This window comes from Streptomyces varsoviensis (assembly GCF_000718635.1).
GTDB classification, from domain to species: Bacteria; Actinomycetota; Actinomycetes; order Streptomycetales; family Streptomycetaceae; genus Streptomyces; species Streptomyces varsoviensis.
Window position 1 is genome coordinate 116,042 of the sequence record NZ_JOBF01000027.1, and the last position, 20,946, is coordinate 136,987.

General features: G+C 71.0%; 14 protein-coding genes. 9 read left to right on the top strand and 5 right to left on the bottom strand.

The features are described from left to right. Positions 1-85 precede the first annotated feature (85 nt). A complete protein-coding gene (locus IF55_RS30335) occupies positions 86-373 on the top strand; it encodes a hypothetical protein (RefSeq protein ID WP_030877546.1) in 288 nt (95 codons plus the stop codon). Between the two features lie 4 nt (positions 374-377). Here the strand turns inward: IF55_RS30335 and IF55_RS30340 are convergent, their stop codons facing one another. Further along, positions 378-1,841, bottom strand: a complete 1,464-nt coding sequence (locus IF55_RS30340; protein WP_078645524.1) for an MFS transporter — start codon at positions 1,839-1,841, stop codon at positions 378-380. Between the two features lie 248 nt (positions 1,842-2,089). On the opposite strand from IF55_RS30340, the gene IF55_RS30345 reads away from it, so the two are divergent. Next, a complete protein-coding gene (locus IF55_RS30345) occupies positions 2,090-2,878 on the top strand; it encodes an AraC family transcriptional regulator (protein WP_048832763.1) in 789 nt (262 codons plus the stop codon). A 315-nt stretch (positions 2,879-3,193) separates the two neighbouring features. On the opposite strand, the gene IF55_RS30350 is transcribed toward IF55_RS30345, so the two are convergent. Beyond that, positions 3,194-4,156, bottom strand: a complete 963-nt coding sequence (locus tag IF55_RS30350) for an NADP-dependent oxidoreductase (RefSeq protein WP_030877540.1) — start codon at positions 4,154-4,156, stop codon at positions 3,194-3,196. 196 nt (positions 4,157-4,352) lie between these two features. Here IF55_RS30350 and IF55_RS30355 point away from each other — a divergent pair, with 196 nt between their 5' ends. Beyond that, the gene (locus tag IF55_RS30355) at positions 4,353-5,426 is read left to right on the top strand and encodes a GlxA family transcriptional regulator (protein ID WP_030877537.1); all 1,074 of its coding nucleotides are present in this window, start codon (positions 4,353-4,355) and stop codon (positions 5,424-5,426) included. A gap of 106 nt (positions 5,427-5,532) precedes the next feature. On the opposite strand, the gene IF55_RS30360 is transcribed toward IF55_RS30355, so the two are convergent. Next, positions 5,533-7,755 (bottom strand): hypothetical protein, encoded by a 2,223-nt coding sequence (locus IF55_RS30360; RefSeq protein ID WP_157854281.1) that lies wholly within the window; start codon positions 7,753-7,755, stop codon positions 5,533-5,535. 671 nt (positions 7,756-8,426) lie between these two features. Here IF55_RS30360 and IF55_RS30365 point away from each other — a divergent pair. Together IF55_RS30365 and IF55_RS30370 are read left to right on the top strand one after the other, a co-directional pair. Next, positions 8,427-8,888 (top strand): DUF3995 domain-containing protein, encoded by a 462-nt coding sequence (locus IF55_RS30365; protein WP_211270054.1) that lies wholly within the window; start codon positions 8,427-8,429, stop codon positions 8,886-8,888. A gap of 71 nt (positions 8,889-8,959) precedes the next feature. After that, positions 8,960-9,508, top strand: a complete 549-nt coding sequence (locus IF55_RS30370; RefSeq protein WP_037963101.1) for a GrpB family protein — start codon at positions 8,960-8,962, stop codon at positions 9,506-9,508. A gap of 85 nt (positions 9,509-9,593) precedes the next feature. On the opposite strand, the gene IF55_RS30375 is transcribed toward IF55_RS30370, so the two are convergent. Then, entirely contained in the window at positions 9,594-10,571 is a 978-nt protein-coding gene (locus IF55_RS30375) for a LacI family DNA-binding transcriptional regulator (protein ID WP_030877530.1), read from the bottom strand. Between the two features lie 168 nt (positions 10,572-10,739). Between IF55_RS30375 and IF55_RS30380 the strand changes: the two genes are divergently transcribed. From IF55_RS30380 to IF55_RS30395, 4 genes are all read left to right on the top strand, one after another. Then, positions 10,740-12,236: an NCS2 family permease gene (locus IF55_RS30380; RefSeq protein WP_245661515.1), complete on the top strand. Its 1,497-nt coding sequence runs from the start codon at positions 10,740-10,742 to the stop codon at positions 12,234-12,236. A gap of 53 nt (positions 12,237-12,289) precedes the next feature. Next, entirely contained in the window at positions 12,290-14,221 is a 1,932-nt protein-coding gene (locus tag IF55_RS30385) for an adenine deaminase C-terminal domain-containing protein (RefSeq protein ID WP_078645527.1), read from the top strand. Between the two features lie 351 nt (positions 14,222-14,572). Next, positions 14,573-15,328, top strand: a complete 756-nt coding sequence (locus tag IF55_RS30390) for a Clp protease N-terminal domain-containing protein (protein WP_030877524.1) — start codon at positions 14,573-14,575, stop codon at positions 15,326-15,328. A 243-nt stretch (positions 15,329-15,571) separates the two neighbouring features. Next, positions 15,572-16,387, top strand: a complete 816-nt coding sequence (locus IF55_RS30395) for an SAM-dependent methyltransferase (protein ID WP_030877521.1) — start codon at positions 15,572-15,574, stop codon at positions 16,385-16,387. Between the two features lie 175 nt (positions 16,388-16,562). Here IF55_RS30395 and IF55_RS30400 read toward each other — a convergent pair whose 3' ends face one another. Further along, on the bottom strand, positions 16,563-20,621 hold the full coding sequence (locus tag IF55_RS30400; protein ID WP_051776096.1) for a DUF7927 domain-containing protein: 4,059 nt from the start codon (positions 20,619-20,621) through the stop codon (positions 16,563-16,565). Positions 20,622-20,946 lie beyond the last annotated feature (325 nt).

Genomic DNA, 20,946 nt, shown 5'->3' on the forward strand with positions numbered 1-20,946 from the left:
GTACCGGCTCCATGGCGCATCACAGCGCATCAGCGCATCAGCGCACCGGCGTACCGAAGCACTGGGTTACCCGGAGGAGGGCATCATGCCCGAGGTGACAGTGAACGGTCGGACATTCACCTACTACGAGAGCAGGACCGGCAGCCGAGCCGTTGGGATCAGCGCCAACGGGGTCGCGAATTCGCAGCACGAATACCGGTTCCGGCCGGACCCGCACACGCAGCGCGATTACAACAGCCGGCAGGCGGAGTTCTATCGGGCGGCCGCCGAGGCCGCCGCCGGGCTCTTCACGCTCCAGGACGGCGTGGCGCGGTGGCCGTCCGACGGCGCGTTCAGTTGGCGGGGACAGGACTACGACCTGGAAACCCGGTAACGCGTCAGGGCTCCCCGCGCGCGGCCGGCGACTTGGCGTGAGCGTCGTGCGAGGCCGGTGTGTCGAGTGAGGTTGGCGCCTCGTGTGACCCCTGTGCGCCGTCTGACCCGTCAGAGTCCGCAGAACCGCCGGAGCCGCCGGAGCTGCCGGAGCCCTCTGAGCCGCCCGAGGCCCGTATGGCGTGTGACGTGTGCGAGGCGTGTGTCGCCGCGTGGGCGTCGTAGCGCCAGAACGGGCGTACGGCGAAGGCCCCGATGAGCACGAGGCCGACGCACAGCACGGCGCTGCCCGACCAGGCGATGCTGAAGGTGGTGGCCGCGGCCATGGCGCCCGCGCGCAGGTCGCCGAGGCGGGGGCCGCCGGCCACCACGACGGTGAAGACGCCCTGCATGCGCCCGCGCATCTCGTCCGGGGCGTACGTCTGGAGGATCGTCTGCCGGTAGACGGAGCTGACCAGGTCGGCGGCGCCGGCGAGCATGAGGAGTGCGACGGTGAGCCAGAGCGTACGGGAGAAACCGGCCAGGGCGATGCCGGTCGCCCAGCCGACGACCGCGAGGGTGAGCGCCACCCCCTGACGCCGCACGCGGGAGATCCAGCCGCTGCACAGCCCCGCCAGCAGCGAGCCGATGGCGATCGCCGAATACAGCAGTCCGATTCCGCCGTGGAAATGCGTGGCGGCCGCCTGGGGGAAGAGCGCTTTCGGCATGGCGAGCACCATGGCGGCGATGTCCACCGCGAACGACATCAGCAGTATCGGATTGCCGCCGATGAAGCGGAGGCCGTCGAATACGGCCCGGGCACCCGCCTTGACCACCGTGCCGGCCGGTTTGATGGAAGGGAGCCGGAATGTCGCGTACAGGGTCGCGGTGAAGAGGAGTACATCGGCGCCGTACGCGTAGGCGAACCCATGCGGGAAGGCGATCAGGATTCCCGCGATGAGCGGTCCGAGGATCTGCCCGATATTGCCGACCGTGAATTGCAGCGTATTGGCGGCGGGCACCAGTTCGCGCGGCACGATGCGCGGGATGATGGCGCCGCGCGCCGACGAGGAGGTGGCGAAGGCGGCGCCCTGCACGGCGACGAGGGCGAGGAGCAGCGCCTCCGACCGGACGTTCAGGAGGGTCTGGACGAGGAGGAGGATCGTCACGGCCCACGTCACGAGCGACGAGCAGAGGGAGAGCAGGCGGCGGTCGACCGCGTCGGCGATGGCGCCGCCGTAGAGGCCGAACACGACGATGGGTGCGAATCCGGCGAGTCCGGCCAGACCCACGTACATCGACGAGTGCGACATCGAGTAGATCTCGACGGGGACGGCGACCTCGGTCAGCATCGTCCCGATCAGTGAGGCGCCCTGACCGATCAGGACGCGCCGGTAGGCCGGGACGGCCAGCGGGCGCGTGTCGAGGGCGGCGCCACGGAGGCGGGCCGCTATGCCCGTGGGGCTCTTCGGCTTGTCGACCACTGTCACCGGAGCCCGGCCTCCGGCTCGCTGGTACGGAGCTGGGGCGCGGCCACGGAGTCGTAGTACGTCCGGGGCGGGAGCGGCCGGGACGTACGACTCCGTGGGCTGGTTCGGTGGCGCCGCCGGAGCGACGCGCTGGGTGTGGTGTGCATGCCGTCACTTTGCCAGCGGGGCATGGCGGCGCACTTCCATTATTCTGCCTACTTGTGTCGAAGAATGGCCAAGCGCACGGCGGACCCACGACCCCGACCCCAATGCCGGTCGCGGTACCGGTCCCGATCGCGACCGCGCACGTCCATGCGGCGGGCGAGGTCATCGACCGCCACCGGCACGACTACCACCAGCTCCTCTACGTCAGCACCGGAGTCACATCGGTCCGGACCGAGCGCGGGACCTGGGTGGTCTCCAGCAACCGGGCCGTGTGGACCCCGGCGAAGATGTGGCACGAACACCGGGTCTACGGCGAGAGCATGATCCACACCATCGGCTTCCCGCCGGGCGACGCCCCGCTGCCCGACGGGACGCCGACGGTGCTGGCCGTGGACGGCCTGCTGCGGGAACTCTTCATCGCCTGCACCGACCGGGACCTGCCGGAACCCGAACTGCGGCGCCTGCGGGCCGTGGTCCACGACCGGCTGCGCCGCGCGGACGTGCAGCCGCTGCGGCTGCCCACTCCCCAGGACCCGCGCCTGGCCCACGCCTGCCGCGCGGTCGAGGAGGACCTGAGTCGCCCGCGGTCCCTGGCGTGGCTGGCCCGCCGCGTCGGGGTCGGTGAGCGGACGCTGACCCGGCTGTTCCGTACGGAGTTCGGCACGACGTACCCGCAGTGGCGGACCAGCACCCGCGTCTTCCACGCCATGGTCCAACTGGCCGAGGGCGCCAGCGTCACCGGCACGGCCCGCCGTTGCGGCTGGGCCACCACCAGCGCGTTCATCGACACGTTCGCCCGGACCATGGGCCAGACCCCCGGCGCGTACCGCAGCGCGGCCGTCCGCACGGAGGCCATGGACCACCCGCCCGAGGAGCACGTACACCGAAGGTGAAGGCATCCACCCCGAACCATCCCGCAGCGGACTCTCGCAGCAGGTGTCCACGTCGATGACACCACCCTCCACCGACGGCCCGGCCCACATCGAGTGGCCCCCGAGCCGCAACGGAATCGGCTGCCCGGGGTGGTGGGCCCCGGGTCTCGCCTGCCACCCGGCCCGGCAGCGTCGCGGCTCCGAGCCCCGAGCCCCGCTGCTCGTAGCCCGCGGCGAGCGTACTTGCCACGACCAGCGCCGCCGGTCCCGCCATGACGGCGGGGCCGGGGCCTGGTCTGTGTGGCGGGCCCGGCTGACCTCTCCGGTGAGGGGGCGTCAGTCGGTCGTGGTGAGGACGAGTTTGCCGCGGGTGCGGTTGGTTTCGCCTTGCCGGTGGGCTTCGGCTGCCTCTTCCAGCGGGAAGGTGCGTTCGACCTCGACGCGGACGGCGCCGGAGTCGACCAGGCCGGCGATGGCGGTGAGCGCGGTGGCGTCGGGCTCGACCAGGAGAGGGCTCGTACGGACGCCCGCTCGCGCGGCCGCGTCGGCCAGGTTCTGCGAGACGCCGCTCGGGACGGAGATGACGAGGCCGCCGCGGCGGGTCGCCGCCACGGACCGTGCGTCGGTGTCGTCCTGGGGGCCGACGAGGTCGATGACGACGTCGACCTCGCCCGTGGCCTCCTCGAAGCGCTGCCGCGTGTAGTCGATGGTCTCGTCCGCGCCCAGTTCCCTCAGCCAGGCGTGGCGCGGCTCGCGGGCGGTCGCGATCACCTCGGCGCCGAGGTTCTTGGCGAACTGCACCGCGAGATGGCCGACGCCGCCGGCCGCCGCGTGCACCAGCACCCGCTGGCCGCTCGTGACGCCCGCCGTGTCGACGAGGGCCTGCCACGCGGTGAGCGCGGCGAGCGGCAGCGCCGCGGCCTCGACGTGCCCGATGGACGCGGGCTTACGGGCGAACTGGCGGGACGGGGCCGTGACGAACTCGGCGTAGCCGCCCGCCGGCCGCGGGAACCACGGCATGGCGTAGACCTCGTCGCCGGGCGCGAGCGTGGTGACGCCGAAACCGACCTCCTCGACGGTGCCGGAGACGTCCCAGCCGAGGATCAGCGGCATCCTCTGGAGCCCCGCCATCCCCTGTCCCGCGCGGGTCTTCCAGTCCACCGGGTTGATCCCGGCGGCGTGCACGCGCACCAGCACCTCGGTCGGCAGCGGCTCGGGCCGCGCGACGCGACCGGGCGTCAGCACCTCCGGCCCGCCGAACTCCTCGATCGTGACGGCCCGCATCGTCTGCTCGCTCATGCTCTCCTCGCTCATGCTCATGCTCATGCTCGTTGTCGTTTCGCGTGTTCACCGTTCGGGTGCCCGCTGCTCGCGGCCGTACGTCCCGTACGTCCCGACGCGCTATGTCCCGTCCGTCCCGACGCGCTGACCAGCCTCTCCGCTGACCGTGATCGCGGCGAGTGGCCGTACGGCCATCTGTCGTACCATTACGGCCATGCCGCACCGTGTCGTCGTGCTCGCCCTCGACGGGGTCATACCGCTGGACCTGGGCATACCGGCCCGCGTGTTCAACGGGGCCCGCGGCCCGGACGGGGCGCCGCTCTACTCCGTGTCGACCTGTTCCCTCGGCGGCCGGCCGGTCCGTACGAGCGAGGACTTCCGGATCGTCGTCGACCACGACGAGTCGCTGCTGGAGACCGCGGACACCGTGGTGATCGCCACCCAGGAGCCCGAGGAGCGCCTGGTCGCCACCGGCAGGCTGCCCGAGGACGTGGCCGCCGCGCTCGACCGCATCCCGCCGCGGGCCCGCGTCGTCAGCCTGTGCACGTCCGCCTTCCTGCTCGCGGCGGCCGGACTGCTGGAGGGCCGGCGGGCCACCACGCACTGGGCGCTGTGCGACCTGTTCGCGCGGCTTTTCCCCGGCGTCGACGTCGACCCCGACGTGCTGTTCGTCGACAACGGGCGCATCCTGACCTCCGCGGGCGGAGCCGCCGGCATCGATCTCTGCCTGCACCTGGTCCGGCTGGACCACGGGGCGGCGGTGGCCGGCGCCGCCGCGCGGCGGTGCGTGGTGGCGCCGTGGCGCGAGGGCGGCCAGGCGCAGTTCATCGAGCACCCGGTGCCCGAGGACGCGGACCGCTCCACCTCGGCCACCCGGCAGTGGGCCCTGGACCGGCTGGCCGAGCCGATCACCCTGGAGGACATGGCCCGGCACGCGCACATGAGCGAGCGCACGTTCACCCGCCGCTTCCGCGGCGAGGTCGGCACCAGCCCGCTCAGATGGCTGCTCCAACGCCGCCTGGTCCAAGCCCGCGACCTCCTGGAATCCACCGACCTCACCGTCGCCCGCATCGCCACCGCCTGCGGCTTCGGCGACCCGGTCGCCCTGCGCAAGCACTTCCACACCCACCTCGGCCTCTCCCCGCTTGCTTACCGCCGCGCCCACTCTGCCCCGGAGCCGGAGCGGCCACAGGCGGAGGCGGCAGCGGGAGTGGGGGTGGGGGTGGGCGTGGGGATGGGGGTAGAGGCCGAGGTGGTCGCGGATGCGGTGTCGGGGCGGGTGGGGTGAGCGGCGGCGCGGTGACCCGTCGGCCTGGCGGCCCGGCGGCACGGTGACCCCTCGGCCTGGCGGGCCGGCTGCCCGGCGGACCGGCGGGGGCGCGGCCGGGGGCGCCTCAGAGGAACTTCTTGAACGCCCAGAGGTAATCGTTTTCGCCTGTCTCGGACAGGACGACCCGCCCTGGGACGCCCTCCTTCTGCGCCAGTTTCTTCTTACTGCCTTCCAATTGCAGAAGTCCGATTTCGGTGTGCTGGTAGAACTGCGCTGGATCGCCGCTGTACAGTTCGCCGTTCGCGTTCAGCCTGAGTCGGACCTGCCCCCATCCGACGTCGTACTTGTTCTGGAAGGCCACAGAGAAGGGTTCGTTGTAGGCGAGTTTGTCGTACGGCGGCTTGAAGTCCTTCTTCGAGATGCGGACCTGCTGTTTGGGCGCCGACGTCACCAGAAGCAGCTTCTTCTTGTCGTCGCTCACGCTCAGATACGTCGAGGACGAACTGAGCAGGACCAAGTAGTAGTCGTCCTGGGGATTGACGGGATTGCCGTCGACGTCCAGGACGAATTCACTCACAGGGTCCACGGGTTTCTCGTCGGGTGTGACGAAGCAGATGTCGGCCGCGCACAGTCTGCTGCCCGCCGGAAATTCCAGCGTGTATTGACCCTTCTTTTCGAAGTCGTGCGTGCCGAAGTCCATGTAGACGTATCTGACGTAGTTCTCCTTGTCGAACCCCTGTTTTACGCCGGTTCGGTTCCAGAAGGTGTTGTTGTTGTCCCGTGTGTCGTGGATGATGCGGTATTTGACCTCCTTCTCTGCTTCCATCGGGTGTCCGGTGATCGAAGTCCCATTGAGTTTGATCTGGTCGGGGATCGGGTCGCCCGCGTTGCCCTGGCTCGGATGATCGCTGTGCACGCTGGCGAACAGGCAGCGGATGGTGAACTGCTCGGTGTCCGCCTTGTCGCGGTCGATGGAGGCTTTGACGCTGTATGGTGACGTGGCTTTCTGCGGAAGGCGCTCCGAACCGAGATGGAACGGCTGGAGAATCGTGGTCTCGGGCAGATTCGGGCGGATCTGGAGATCCAGCCCCTTCTTGTCGATGGTGCCCGTTCCCTGTACCGGCTTGATCTCGTTCTTGTAGCGGCGGGGATTCATGTAGGCGTGTCCCCGCATCACCCGCATGACCTTCATGATTCCCGACAGGGTGTGCTGGGTGTCCAGCTTGTTGTTTCCTGTCGGGTCTTTTCCGATGAGGCTGTCGGTCCGTCCGGCGCTGCCCTGGTAGTAGTAGAGGAGCGGCAGTTCGAACAGGATCTTCTGCATATTGACGAAGAAGTCCCAGGCCGTCGTGGAGAGCTGGTTCTTGAGGTCCCCGACCTCGGGCGGCTTCAGTCCCCATTCTTGGTGGAAGATCAGTCGATCGCGTACGGCGGTGCAGTACAGCGACATGGTCAGGCAGTAGATGAAGACGAGTGTCTCCCCGCCTTTCTCGGACGACTGGGACTCGCACTTCGAAAGAATGGTGCGCGCTCCTTGCGCGACGAACCCGTACTCGTCGTTGACCCGCTTCCGCCAGTAATCCTTGTCCTCCGGCTTCGCGTTCTTGTATTCGGTGAGGGCGGTCGTATAGGGGACCGCGTGCTCTTGGAAAGTCTTGTAGGCCGCCAGGATGTCGTTCTTCACCACGTCGCTGATCTCCTTGGCGACGTACACCTTGGTCCACTCGACGATCTTGTTGAGCTTGTCCTCCAGCGTCACCTCCTGATAAATCTGCCCGCGCCACCAACTGAAGAACTTGTCCCATAGGAAACTGACCGCACTTCCACCGGGAACCTTGCCCAGCGAGAAGATCGTCTCAATCCCGGTCTTCATGGCGGCGTTGAAGTAGTCGAGATACTTCTCCAGGTAGCCATCGGTCTCCTCGAACACGAGGTCGTCGTTCTTCTGCACCTTCCAGTCGGCGGGGAAGATGTCAAAGGAAACATCGACGAATCCGGAGGAGATTTCCGACGCTCCGGCGAGCCGAGCATTCCCATTGCCGGCGGGGGCCAGGCAGATGGTGTCACCGAACCCTGCCGCGTTGATCCGGTCGCCTTCGTAGACCCAGACCGGCTCGCTCCCGTCCAGCGGGCCGAGCCGGAGCACACAACGATCCTTCTGATCGAAGTCCAGAGCCTTGTTGTAGTGCCTGTTGGACAGGCGTCCCCCCTTGCAGGTCCAGATCAGCTCAGCCCGTGCCGCGGCCTCCTGCGGCCTCAGTTTCACCGCGTCACCGGATTGCGCGGCCAGATACAAATTGCTGGACCGGTGACGAATCACGAATGCCTTACCGTCGGGAAATCCCACATGAATCACCTTCTGTGCGCGTCGTCTGGCAGGGTGTGCAGAACCGAGGTGCATTCGAGGGCGATAGACGGCGGCCTGCCTATGCGGGACAGAGACCCATCAGCTCACCATCCATGACCAATGGCCCTCATTGCCGATGCCCTTGCACAATCCCCGTCACCGATCACGCGCCAACCCGGAGCGATCACTTTTCACCTGTCCGAGCGCCCCGACCCGTTTCCTTAACCCATGCGCCGCCCAGCACTTGCGGTCAATGCTTGGGCCGCCGCATGGCGTTTGTCGTGGCTGAGCTGGGGAGGGGCTTGAAGACGACGCCGCCAGTGGGGCCCGCGAAGCCGGTGGTCGGCCTATTCGGCGACGGGGTTCGACCCGGGCGACCCCTGGCTGCGATGCGGTCCATCAGGTCCTCGAATGCTGCCTGCCAGCCGGAACCGCGAGCAGTGACCAGCAAGGCCCAGTTCGAGGCCGCGATGTCGGCTCGGGAACGGAATCGGCCGCACGGGAGCTGGAACAGGCCACGCAAGCCGCGGAGAACATAGGCAACGGAAGGGCCGTGTAGGCCGGGAAAGCTGAAAAATGGCATGCTGCCCGCTATGCGTCAAGATCTGCGGGACAAGACGGAGTCGGGGGCACGGGGGAGTGTCGCAGGGGTGTCGGGGAGCGCTGGGGGGATGTGGGGGTGGATTGCCTGCGGGTGGGCGGTCGCGTTCGCCGGGCTGCATTTCTTCTGGGGGCTCGGCGGTAGCTGGGGCTTGAGCGTTTCCGCGGGCCCGCTGGCCGACGAACGTCCCCTCTGGTTCGTCGTGGTGGGACTGTGGGGCGTGGGGGCGCTGTGCCTGGTCGGCGGCGTCCTGGGGCGGCTGCTCGCCGGGCGGCGGCGGCCCGGGCCGGTGGGGCGGGTGCTCGCGTTCCTGGGGTGGTGCGTCAGCGCCGTGCTGCTGGGGCGCGGCCTCGCCGTCGAGGTGCTGCTGCTGACCGGTGACTCGGGGCCGGGGCCGGGCGTCAGTTCGGCTCAGCGCCTGTGGACCCTGCTGTTGTGGAACCCCTGGTTCCTGCTCGGCGGCCTCATCTTCGGCCTCGCCGCGTGGGAGTTCGGAAAGGCGCGAGGGGGCAGTCGCGGTAGCGCTCCCTGACGGCCGTACGTCCCGGGGTCACGCCCGCCCGGGCCCTCGGCGAGCGCTTCGCTTCGCTACCGTCGGGCGGCATGAGCGATCTCGACGAGCCGATTCACCTTGCGCCGCACGATCCGGCCTGGGCGGCGCGGGGGCGCGAATTGGCGGAGGCCGTGGCGGCGGCGCTCGGCGGGCTGGCGGTGGAGGTGGCGCATATCGGGTCCACGGCAGTGCCTGGTCTGGTGGCCAAGCCGATCATCGACATCCAGGTCGGTTGCCCGAACGCCGAGGCCACGGCCGTCGTCCGGCGCCTTGAAGGTCTCGCCTACGAGCACTTGGGCCAGGCCGGCGTCCCCGGCCGGGAGTATTTGCGCCGGCGTTCCGGGCAGCCCGGGCAATCGCAGTCCGGGCAGCCGGTCAATGTTCATGTCGTGGAGCGGCGCGGGCGGCTGTGGGTCGACAACCTTCTCTTCCGCGACTATCTGCGCTCGCACCCGGAGGCCGTGTCCGAGTACGCGGCGGCCAAGCGGTACGCCGCCGAGCGGGCGCCGCACCTCCTGGCTTACTCGGAGCTGAAGGCCCGGACCGTAACCCGGATCATGACCGCCGCCCGCGCCGCAGCTCGTTCCCCTGTGACGTGACCTCCCGCCGCGCCGCAGCTCGTTCCCTGAGACGCGACCTCCCGCGGCACCACGGCCCGTTCTCCCACGGGCCCTGCCCGCCCCCCTACCGCCCCGGCGCCCGCCCCGTCGACTCTCGCGGGTGCACGCGCGTCGGGAGGAGCGTGCGGACCGTGCGGCGGGTGCCGTCGCGGACTTCCAGGAGGCGGGTCACGGCGAGTGCGCCGGCCTCCTCGACCGGGACGTCCAGGGCGGTCACGGACGGTACGGTCGCGCCGAGCGCGGTGAGGTCGTCGGCGGCGGCGAGGCTCACGTCCTCGGGCACCCGCACGCCCGCCGCCGTCAGCCCGTGCAGCAGGCCCAGCGCGAGATAGCTGTTGTACGCGACCACGGCGCCCGCCCCGGCCGGCAGCTCGGCGGCGGCGCCGATGCCCGCGTCGAAGGTCGGGGGCAGCGGCCCCAGTACGCGCAGCCGGGCCCCCGCCTCCTCGATCTGCTCCGCCATGGCCGCGCGCCGCCGCCCGTCGGCCCAGGAGCCGGGCGGCCCCGATACGTACACGATGTCGCGGTGGCCCAGCTCCAGCAGGTGGCGGACCAGCGCGGCGGTGCCCGACGCGGTGTCGAGGACCACCGCCGGCAGCCGGCCTACCCGGCGGTCGACCAGGATCAGCGGGCGGCGGTCGGCCAGCTCCCGCAGGGCCGCGTCCGAGCCCACGGGCGCGACCAGCACCACCCCGTCGACCTGTTCGGACAACCGCGCCACCAGCGCGGCCTCGCGCTCGGCGCTGTACTCGGAGACCGTGAGCAGCAGGTGGTTGTCGGTCTCCTCGGCCGCCCGCTGCGCGCCCAGCACCAGCGGGGCGAAGAACGGGTTGGCGAGGGTCGGCACCACCAGCCCCACCATGCCCGTACGGCCCGTGGTCAGGGCGCGCGCCGCCCGGTTGGGCTGGAAGCCGAGGCGCGCCGCCGCGGCCCGTACGTTCTCCAAGGTGGGCCGCGCCACCAGCTCGGGGCGCATCAGCGCGCGCGACGCCGTGGCCTTGGACACGCCCGCCTCGCGGGCCACGTCCGCCAGTGTCGACACCGTCCGCCCTCCCCTCCCCGCCGGGCCCGGGCGCGTCCCGGGGCCGACCCATGTCATCCTATCTGCAACCGCTCTCTGCAACCGGTTTCATCGAAGGTGTGCGGCGACCGGCCAGCGACCGAAGATCCTTCCTCCGACCGAGGTCCACCGAGGCCCACCGAGGTAGCCATGCCCCACTCTGACGGGACGCCCGTACGGCCGTACGCGGAGCCGCCCGCCGGGCCGACCACCGGACCCGGCGGCCCCACCGACCCCTCCACGACCACTGACCCTTCGGGTTCCCCCGCCCCCACCGACCCCTCCACGACCTCCACCCCTTCTGATCCCGCAGGCGACCCCGGCTCCTCCGGCCCCGCCCCCGGCTTCCTGGAGCGCCGCTTCCACATCCGCGCCCGCGGCAGCAGCCCCCGCACCGAGGCCGTCGCCGGGCTGTCGATGTTCATCGCCGCGGCCTACGCGGTCGTCGTCGTCCCCGGCCAGCTCGCCAAGGCCGGGGTCCCGCACGGCCCCGTCACCACCGCCGTGATCATCGCGATCGTGCTGGCGACGCTGGCCATGGGCCTCTTCGCGAACCTCCCGTTCGTCCTCGCGCCCGGCCTCGGCGGCGTCGCCCTGCTCGCCGTGACCATCGTCGGCCAGGACCACGTCCCCTGGGACGCCGCGCTCGGCATGGTCCTGTGGTCCGGCGTCGCCTTCCTCGTCCTGACCGTGCTCGGCATCCGCGACCTGATCACGCGGCTGATGCCGCAGAACCTCAAATACGCCATCAGCGGCGGCCTCGGCCTCTTCATCGCCCTCCTCGGCTTCAAGGACAGCGGCTTGGTCGTCGCAAAGCCCGCGAGCAACGCGCTCGCGCTCGGCGACCTCTCCCGGCCCGCCGCGCTGCTCGCGCTCGCCGGGCTGGTCCTGCTGACCGCCCTGGCCTCGCGCAAGGTGCCCGGCGCGTTCCTGATCACCATCGCGGCCGTGACCGTGGCGGGCATCCCGTTCGGCGTGACCGAACTGCCGGGCCACTTCTTCGGCGCCCCGGACAGCCCCGCCTCCGTGGCCTTCCACATCGATGTGTTCGGCGCGCTGAAGCCCGAGTACTTCCCGTACATCTTCGCGTTCTTCGTCTCGGAGTTCTTCTCCATGACGGGCACGCTGCTCGCCGTCGCCGACCGGGCGGGCCTCACCGACAAGGACGGCAACGTCCCCGGCATCCGGCGCCCGTTCTACGTCGACTCCGCCGCCGTGATCGGCGGCGCCGGGCTCGGCGCGCCCAGCATGACCGCGTACCTGGAGTCCTCCGCCGGCGCGGACAGCGGCGGCCGTACGGGCCTGTCCTCGGTGGTCGCCGCGGGCGGCTTCGCCGCGCTGCTGCTCGTCACCCCGTTCGCGACGCTCATCCCGTCCGCCGCCACGGCCCCCGTGCTGATGTACATCGGGCTCACGATGCTCGGCGCCCTGCGCAACGTCGACTTCAAGGACCCGACCAACGCCGTCCCGGCCGCGCTCACCGTCGCCACCACCGTCTTCTGGGGCAACTTCGGCACCGGCATCGCCGCCGGGCTCGTCGCCCACGTCCTGGTCAAGGCCGCGTCCGGCCGATTCCGGGAGATCCCCTGGGGGCTGTGGGTCGTGATGATCCCGCTCGGCTACTACTTCTACACGCTGCTGCCATGAGGGTTCCGCGCTCCCAAGACCCTCTCCCGACCTCCCCAAGGAGTGTGCATCCCATGGATTCCACGACCGAGCAGCCGCAGCAGGCCCAGCAGGCCCATCAGCCACAGTCGCAGCAGCCGCAACAGCACCAGCAGGCCCAGCAGCACCAGCAGCCGCACGACGTCCGGATCAGCGGCGGACGCGTGGTGTCGACCTTCACGGGCGAGGAGTTCGCCGCCGACGTCCTGCTGCGCGGCGACACCATCAGCGGCGTGCTGCCGCCCGGCGCGCCCGGTGCCGCCCTTGAGCACGTCGACGCCACGGGGCTGCTGGTCGTGCCCGGTTTCGTGGACGCGCACATGCACATCGAGAGCTCGTTCCTCACGCCGCGGACCTTCGCGGCCCTGACCCTGGCCCGCGGTACGACGACGGTGCTCGCCGATCCGCACGAGATCGTCAACGTGGCGGGGGCGCGGGCCATGCGCTGGATGATCGAGGCGGGCCGCGGCACCCCGCAGACCCAGCTCTGGGGCGTGCCCTCGTGCGTACCCGCGCTGGAAGGGCTGGAGCACGCCGGGGCGAGCCTGTCCGCCGACGACATCGCCGAATTGCTGCGCCTGCCCGGCGTCGTCGCCCTCGGCGAGGTCATGGACTACCGCGCCGTGGTCGCCGACGACCCCCGGATGCGCGGCATCGTCGCCGCCGCCCGCGCACAGGGCGTGATCCTCGACGGGCACTGCCCCAACCTCAGCGGCGCGGAGCTCAGCGCGTACATGGCCACCGGCGTCGACTCCGACCACACCAAGAACCGCACCGAAGTGGTCCTGGAGAAGGCCCGGATGGGCATGCTGATGATGCTTCAGGAGAAGTGCCTGCTGCCCGAGACCATCGAGGCGCTGCTCGCGCTGCCCCAGTTGCCGCCGCTGTGCCTGGTGACGGACGACCTCGCGGCCGACCACATCCTCGGCGCCGGCCACCTCGACCACATCGCCCGGGTCGCGGTACGCGCCGGCCTGCCCGCCGCCGCCGCACTGCGGGCCCTGACCTGGACCCCCGCGCAGCGGCTGCGGCTGCACGACCGGGGCGTGATCGCCCCCGGCAAACGGGCCGACCTCGTCCTCCTCCGCGGCGAACTGGCCGACTTCGACCCGGCCGTGGTCTTCGCGGGCGGGAGGGAAGTGGCTCGGGACGGGGCCGCTACGTACGAGGCGGCGACGTATGAGGCGGAGGCGTACGAGAAGGGGGCCTACGAGACGGGGGCGTACGAGGCCGCGACGCGCAAGGCGGAGGCGTACGAGGCCGGGGCGGACAAAGCGGATACGGAGGCGGCGGAGGCCGACGGCGGTCGCCCCGCGGCGGATACCCCCGACCCCCTCGCCGACACCGTGACCGTGGAGCCGCAGACGCCCGACGGCTTCCGGTGGCGGGTCGAACTCCCCGACGGCACGCATCGCTTCCGGGCCATGCGCGTCAACTCCCGCGACACGTACACCGAGGCGGCGGAGGTCGAACTCCCCGTGCGGGACGGGGAAGTGGCGTGGGAGGGGCGGACCGCGCTGGTCCGGGTGCGGAACCGCTACGGGCGTTCGGGCACGGTCTTCGCGCCGCTGCTGGGCCGCACCCTCACGCCGGGCGCGGTGGCGACCACGTACGCCCACGACAGCCACAACCTCCTCACCATCGGCACCTCCCGTTCCGCGATGGCGGCCGCCGCGGCGGCGGTCGTCGAGGACGGCGGCGGCGTCGCCGTGGTCCGCGGGGACGAGGTCGCGGCCCGGCTGCCGCTGCCGGTCGGCGGGGTGATGTCCCCCGCCTCCGCGACCGAGGTCGCGCGGCAGTCGCTGGCGGTGCGCGACGCGCTCACCGGCTGGGGCTGGGACCACCTCAACCCGTTCATGAGCGTGTCGACCCTGACGCTGGCGGTGTCCCCGAGCCTCAAGATCACCGACCTGTCCCTGGTGGACGTGGTCCGCCGCGAACCGAGCGGCGCCGTCGCCACTGCCTGAATCCCGACCCGACGGCCGCCGGTCCCAGGCCCTCTGGTCCGACGGCCGCCGGTCCCAGAGCCCCCGGCCCGAAGGCCCCAAGCCCCCCGGCCCGACGGCCAGCGGTCCCAGGCCCCCTGGTCCGACGGCCGCCGGCCCCAGAGCCCCCGGCCCGACGGCCGCCGGTCCCAGGGGCGGCGGCCCCCCAGGGTCGGCGGCCCGAGGGCCAGCCCCCGGTCACCGCTTCCGCCTGACGGCGTCCAACTTCGGAGGCGGGGCTTCCAGTTCTGCCTCGCGCCGGCCTCTAGGCGGCTAACCCCATTGGGGTTACCTTCGGGTTATTGCTGAGCCCCGATCCCGGAGGTGTGCGCGATGCCGAAGATCAACGTCTATCTGCCCGATGACCTGGCCGACGCGGTGAAGGAGGCCGGCGTGCCGGTCTCGGCCGTCTGCCAGCGCGCTCTGGAACAGGCCGTACGGCGGGTGACCGCCATCCGTGAGACGCCGCTGGCCGACCTGGACGGCGAACCGGCCGGCGCGCTGGCCCACTTCACCGCCAAGGCGCGGACCGTGCTCAAACTGGCGGTGGAGTGGGCGCGCGCGGCCGGCGCGCCGCGCCTCGGCACCGAGCACCTGCTGGGCGCCGTGCTGGACGAGGGCACCAACCTGGCCCTCCACGTACTGCGCGCCATGGAGATCGAGCCGGAGCAGGTCGGGCGCGAACTGGGCCGCCGGACGCCCGAGGTCCGAGGCGCCGACGTGTCCGACAGCGACCCGCGCCGCTTCGACGGGCCCGCGGCCAACGCCCTGGAGTTCGCGGTCACCGAGGCCACCTCGCTCGGCCACAACTACATCGGCTGCGAGCACCTGCTGCTCGGCCTCGTCACCGAGCCCGACGGAACCGCCGGCCGCGTCCTGCGGTCCATGGGCGCCGACCCGAAGCTCGCCCGCCGCGCCGTCACCGCCGCGCTGGCGGGCTACGTCTACCTGCGGGCCCAGGGCGGGCAGGGGCAGCAGCAGCCGGCGGACGCGGGGGCACGGGAGGCCCTGGCCGCGACCGTCCGTAAGGAACTCGAACCGCTGGGTGCGCGGATCGCGCGGCTGGAGGCGCACCTCGGACTCGCGTAGCCGGCCCGGACGACTCCTCCCGCACGCCGCCCGGGGCTGCCGCGAGGCGCGCTCGCCGGAGCCGTGCCCGTACGGTCCGCGCAGCTCACGACCGTACGGGCACGGCGACTGACCGGCGTGGCGCGGGAGTTCCCGGGCCGAAAGCCCGGGCCCCGCGCCGCCTTCCCGGGGGGCCACCGGTCAACTCCCAAAGAGGGCGGACTTACACTCCGGGGTGACGCAGAGCAATGTTTGAGGAGCGAGATGGCGCATCAGGGCTTTTCAGTGGACAGAATCAACACGGGCGAAGCGCACTCGGCGCGCGTGTACGACTACATCCTCGGCGGCAAGGACCACTACGACGTGGACCGCGACGCGGGTGACCTGATGTGCCAGGAGTGGCCCGCGCTTCCGATCCATATGCGCGCCAACCGGCAGTTCATGCACCGCGCCGCCCGGTACCTCGCCCGCGAGCAGGGCATCCGGCAGTTCCTGGACATCGGCACCGGCCTGCCCACCGCGCCCAACCTGCACGAGGTCGCCCAGGAAGTCGCCCCCGACGCGCGGATCGTCTACGTCGACAACGACCCGATCGTCCTGACCCACGCGGACACCCTGCTGACCAGCTCCGCCCAGGGGCGCACCGCCTACGTCGACGCCGATATGCGCGACCCGGACGCGATCATCAACTCCCCGGAGTTCCAGCGCCTCCTGGACCTGCGGGAGCCCGTCGGCCTCATGATCATCGGCATCCTGCACTTCATCCTCCCGCCGGACGACCACCGCCTCGTCCAGCGCCTCCTGGAACCGCTGCCCGTCGGCAGCTTCCTCGCCATGACGATCGGCACCGCCGACTTCGCGCCCGAAGAGGTCGGCCGAGTCGCCGCCGAGTACGGGCGGCGCGGCATGCAGATGCAACTGCGCACCCGCGCCGAGGCGGAGGCGTTCTTCGACGGCATGGACGTCGTCGAGCCCGGACTGACCCAGGTCCACCACTGGCAGCCCGACCCCGACCAGGAGCCCGTGAACGACCGCGACATCGCCATGTACGGAGCGGTGGCCCGCAAGACGCGCGCATAGCACGCCGCGGGCGGGGCCCGCGCGTTGGACGCCGAAGGGGCGCCCGTGGCCGGCTGCCACGGACACCCCTTGTCCGTACGGGCGCCCCTCCCAGGGGAGACGCTGCCCTCAGAGGCGGTCGCCCCCTTCAGAACCGGACGACGCCTCTGTCAGGTCCCTCCTCTCAACTGTCCTCTCAACTGTCGCCCCGCCGGCGCCTGCGGAGGACGACGGTGAGGCAGAGCCCCCCGAGCACCAGCGCGGCGGCGATCCCGGCCGTGGTGAGTACGGCGGTGCCGGTCCGGGCGAGGATGCCGGACGGGGACGGGTCGGACGGGGAGTCGTCGGACGGCGGGCCGCTGTCGCCCGGCGGAACGTCGCCGGACGGCGAGCCGCCGGGGCCCGGCCGACCGCTCGGGTGCGCCGAACCACTCGGCGAAACCGAACCACTCGGCGACGGCGAACCACTGGGGGACGCCGAACCGCTGGGCGACCCCGGACCACTCGGCGACGGCGAATCACTGGGCGACCCCGGACCACTCGGCGACGGCGAAGTACTCGGCGACCCCGGACCGCTGGGCGACGGCGTCGGGCTCGACCCCGGCCGCACCGTATGGTCGGTTTCGCACCCCTTCTCGGTCGCGCAGTGGCCGCGCTTGTCGTCGGGGGTGGTGACGACGTTGTGCAGCTCGGCGTCGCCGCCGCTGGTGGCGACGGTCACGGAGTAGGTGATCGTGGCCTTTCCGCCGACTGGTAGGTCTCCCTTCCAGACGAGCTTGCCGTCCTTGATCTCGGCCGTGCCGAGGGACGCCTTCACGTCACCGTTGTAGGCGGCATCGTCGAGGACCTTGGACAGATCGTCGACGACGGTCGCGTCCTTGACCTCGCCCGCGCCTTTCTGGGTCACGGTCACGGTGTAGGTGACCTTGTCGCCCGCCCGCACGGTCGAGCCCGGCTTCGGGTCGGCGGTCTTGGCGAAGACGTACGAGCCCATGGTGTGCCGGGTGGTGCAGTGCGGTGTGCTGCCGTCGTCGGCGGGCTCGCAGCCGGGGGACAGCACGGAGTTGACGAGTTCGGTGTCCCCGCCGGCCTTGGCGGTCACGGAGTAGGTGATCGTGGCCTCGCCGCCGACCGGGACGGTGCCGTTCCACGTCAGTACGCCGTCCTTGATCTCCGCCGTGCCGAGGGACGCCTTCACGTCGCCGTTGTAGGCGGCGTCGTCCAGGACCTTCGACAGGTCGTCGGAGAGCGTCGCGTCGGCCGGGGCCGTGCCCTGCTGGGTGACCTTGACCGTGTAGGTGATCTTGTCGCCCGCCTGTACGGCCGAGCCGGACTTCGGGTCGGCGGTCTTCTCGACCTTGTAGTTGGTCACCTCGATCCCGGCCGGGTCCGGCGGGATGACCGGCGGGGTCTTGGCGTCGGGCGGGGTGTCCGCCGTCGCGGAGGCGGTGTTGATGAGCGTGCCGGGCGCCGACTCGTCCAGCACGGTGCGGTACTCGTGCGACTCGCTCTTGCCCGGCTCCAGGGACGCGATCGTGAAGGCGCCCAACTCGGGGAACTTGTCGTCCGAGACCTTGACGTTCTTGAGCGTTCCCTCACCGGTGTTGGTCACCACGATCCGGTAGCGGACCTCGTCGCCGTGGCGGAAGACCGGATAGTCGGCCGCGTCGTTGGCGTCGTGCCACTTCCCGTCCTTGCCCTGGACGGACTTCTTCAGCGAGGCGGAGTAGTGGTTCGCCACGGTGATCGGCGCCGAGGTGCGCATCACCAGCTCGGTGTGGCCGGCCCGCGCCTGGGCCCGGTTGACGAGCTTGTCGCCGCCCTTGGCCCCGTCGGTGGCCACGGCGACCTGGAACTGCTGACGCGCGCCCGGGGCCAGCGAAGGCCCGATCACGCGCACGGCCGTCGCGTCCGGCGTGAACGTCCGCGTCCACCCCACCGTGTTCCCGGTGACGTCACCGGCCTTGCCGTTCGACGCGTGGCCCGGGTCGTCGGACAGCGACCCCGGGTCGGCGGTGGTGTAGTACACCGTGGCCCCCGCCGCGTCCGGTGTCACCTTCTCCAGCTTGTACGAGCCGGAGTACGACGTGCCGCGTTTGTCGCCCTTGTGCGGCAGGATGTCGATCGCGTCCGTGAACGCCTGCGCCATCGGGTCGTACGACCGCAGCGTCACCGTCCACGAACCCGAGCCCTTCCCGTCGCCCGCCACGTTCGGGATGAACGCGGCGTTCGGGGTCTTGCCGATCGTGGTGTATCCGTTGGTCGCCACCGTGACCTGCGCTGTCGCCGGCGCGGTGGTGACATCCCCGTACGAGGCGGTGGCCGAGTTGGTGAGCGCCTTGCCCGCGGGCACGGAGTCGGCGGTCACCGCCTGGTACGTCAGCGCGTGGTCCGTGTTGGTGGTCACGCCGTCGAGGGTCCAGGTCAGCACCTGCTGCCCCGACGCGTCGGTGGTCACCGCCGGTTCGGGCGTGGCGGACTTCGGAACGTACGTCACTCCGGCGGGGAGGGTGTCGACGATCTTGTAGCCGTCGACCGTGGCGGGGATGGCCCCGGCCCCGTTCGCCGAGTAGGTCAGCGTGAAGCCCGACGGGACGCCCGGGGTGACGACGGCTCGGTCGGCGGACTTGCTGATCGCGGGGGACGCCGTGGTGACGCGCACCAGATCCCGGAAGCCGTTGGTGCACGGGTAGCGGAGGCCGGGTGTGTTCAGGATGCAGCCGGTGCCGTTCCACCAGTTGTTGAGCGGGGTGTCCACGATGCCGGAGAAGAAGGTCCACACGTCCGTGCCGGGAGCGGTGCCCGGCTTGATCTTCTGACGGATGAGCTGGTTGATGTGGGGCTGGTCGGAGTACGCCTCCATCTGCCCCTGGGTCGCCGTCACCCGCACGGCCCGGACCTGGGTCGGATCGGCGGGCGGCGTCGTGCTCCACCCGTCCTTCCCGCCGCAGTCGAACCCGTTCGGGTCGTACGAGGCGCCGGCCGGATCGAGGTGCGCGTCGTCACCGGTGTAGTACTCGGTGGTCGCGCCCTTGACCCCCGCGGCGGGCGAGGACCACTGGAACCCGTCGAAGACGACGTACTTGGTGTCCAGCGCCGAACACATGCCGACCAGGCGGTCGTCGGGCCGGTCGGTGTGCACCTGGTAGGCGGTGTCCATGTACTGCCCGACCGTAGTGCCCGCCGCCACCCGGTAGGTGTCGTCCCACGTCGTGCCGCCGCTGCCGGTGTAGCCGCGCCCCCAGCCCGCGGAGTAGGTGCCGGGAGTGGTCCACGACTTGGACTCGCGGTTGTTCGCGGGGTCGTCCTCGGCCGTCTGGCCGGTGGTCGAGGTGTAGGTGGGGGCGCTCGCCTTCAGTTCGGCGGAGCCGCCGGCCTGGGTGAGTACGCGCACCCAGACCGAGCCGGAGGCCAGGGCCACCCGGTCGGACGGGAGCCTGGCGCCGGTCGAGTCGAGGGCCGGCGGGCTCGCCGGGTCGTAGTCGATGCCGGAGAGCGTGAGCTGGAACTTCCCCGGGCCGGTCGGCGTGAGCTTGCAGTCCTTCACGAAGGACGCCGTCTGCTTCGCCGGGTGGCCGCCGCCCGACCACGGGTGGCCGGTGGCCCGGGCGTCGATCGAGTACGGCGTGCACCCCTGCGGGGCCGCCTCGATCTGGCCGCCCTGCTGGGAGCCGATCTCCAGGTCGTACGTCACCGTCTGCGGTCCGGGGTCGCCGCCCTTGCCCTTGCTCAGCGTCCACTCGTAGTCGAGCTCGAAGTACTCCTTCGTGGAGGTGAAGTTCGCCGCGCCGACATCCCAGCGCATGTCCATGCCGAAGCGGTTGGTGATGTCCAGCGGCGGCACCGCGGCCTTCTGGTCGCCGATGCTCCCGACCGCCGTCACCTGGCCGCCGGTCGGCCCGTCGACCACCACCGGGGCCTGCACGACCACGGAGGTGCCTTGCCGGTGCGACCCCAGATCGCAGGTGAGGGTCTTCTTGTCGTCCGACAGGGACGACGCCGGATCGACGCCGGTCGTCGAGCAGACGTCCGGCAGTTTGTCGAAGACGCCGTTGGTCAGCGTCACGCCGAAGGTGACGTTGTCGACCATGTCATTGGAGGGGGCGGGCTGGTCGTCGTTGACGTTCACCCGCCACTCGGCCGTCACCACCGAGCCACTGGCCACCTTGGCCGGTGTGCCGTCGACCCAGCGGCCGGCGATCTCGTGCACCGGCTTCGCCGACGCCCCGGTCGGCAGGCCGAACACGGTCAGCATCAGGGCTAAGACCACGGAAAGCGACAACCAGCCGGACGGCCCGGGGCCGGATATCGGGAACGGGCGTCCCCCTGCGCCGTACGCGGAACCGGCGGCAGGGGGCCGCCGTCTCTGTGCTCTCACTCGCATCACCTTTTGAGTTCTCATGACACGGGCACGCGCGCCGCCACGGCCACGAGCGGCGGTCCGCGACCGCCGGGTGACACGAGGTCAGGCGCGCGTACGCCTGAATCGGCCGGCGGACGCCAGCACCTGAGCGAGAGTTAAACACGCATATGGGCGATTTAAAAGTATTAAAGGTCGTTTAGTTCGCGTCTTACCGGCT

What these genes read in the sequence shown, in the direction of transcription:
- IF55_RS30400 (WP_051776096.1), bottom strand. Translation starts at nt 20,621, where the DNA reads ATGCTGACCGTGTTCGGCCTGCCGACCGGGGCGTCGGCGAAGCCGGTG.
- IF55_RS30385 (WP_078645527.1), top strand. Translation starts at nt 12,290, where the DNA reads ATGGATTCCACGACCGAGCAGCCGCAGCAGGCCCAGCAGGCCCATCAG.
- IF55_RS30350 (WP_030877540.1), bottom strand. Translation starts at nt 4,156, where the DNA reads ATGAGCGAGCAGACGATGCGGGCCGTCACGATCGAGGAGTTCGGCGGG.
- IF55_RS30355 (WP_030877537.1), top strand. Translation starts at nt 4,353, where the DNA reads ATGCCGCACCGTGTCGTCGTGCTCGCCCTCGACGGGGTCATACCGCTG.
- IF55_RS30395 (WP_030877521.1), top strand. Translation starts at nt 15,572, where the DNA reads ATGGCGCATCAGGGCTTTTCAGTGGACAGAATCAACACGGGCGAAGCG.
- IF55_RS30380 (WP_245661515.1), top strand. Translation starts at nt 10,740, where the DNA reads ATGCCCCACTCTGACGGGACGCCCGTACGGCCGTACGCGGAGCCGCCC.
- IF55_RS30345 (WP_048832763.1), top strand. Translation starts at nt 2,090, where the DNA reads ATGCCGGTCGCGGTACCGGTCCCGATCGCGACCGCGCACGTCCATGCG.
- IF55_RS30370 (WP_037963101.1), top strand. Translation starts at nt 8,960, where the DNA reads ATGAGCGATCTCGACGAGCCGATTCACCTTGCGCCGCACGATCCGGCC.
- IF55_RS30390 (WP_030877524.1), top strand. Translation starts at nt 14,573, where the DNA reads ATGCCGAAGATCAACGTCTATCTGCCCGATGACCTGGCCGACGCGGTG.
- IF55_RS30365 (WP_211270054.1), top strand. Translation starts at nt 8,427, where the DNA reads ATGTGGGGGTGGATTGCCTGCGGGTGGGCGGTCGCGTTCGCCGGGCTG.
- IF55_RS30335 (WP_030877546.1), top strand. Translation starts at nt 86, where the DNA reads ATGCCCGAGGTGACAGTGAACGGTCGGACATTCACCTACTACGAGAGC.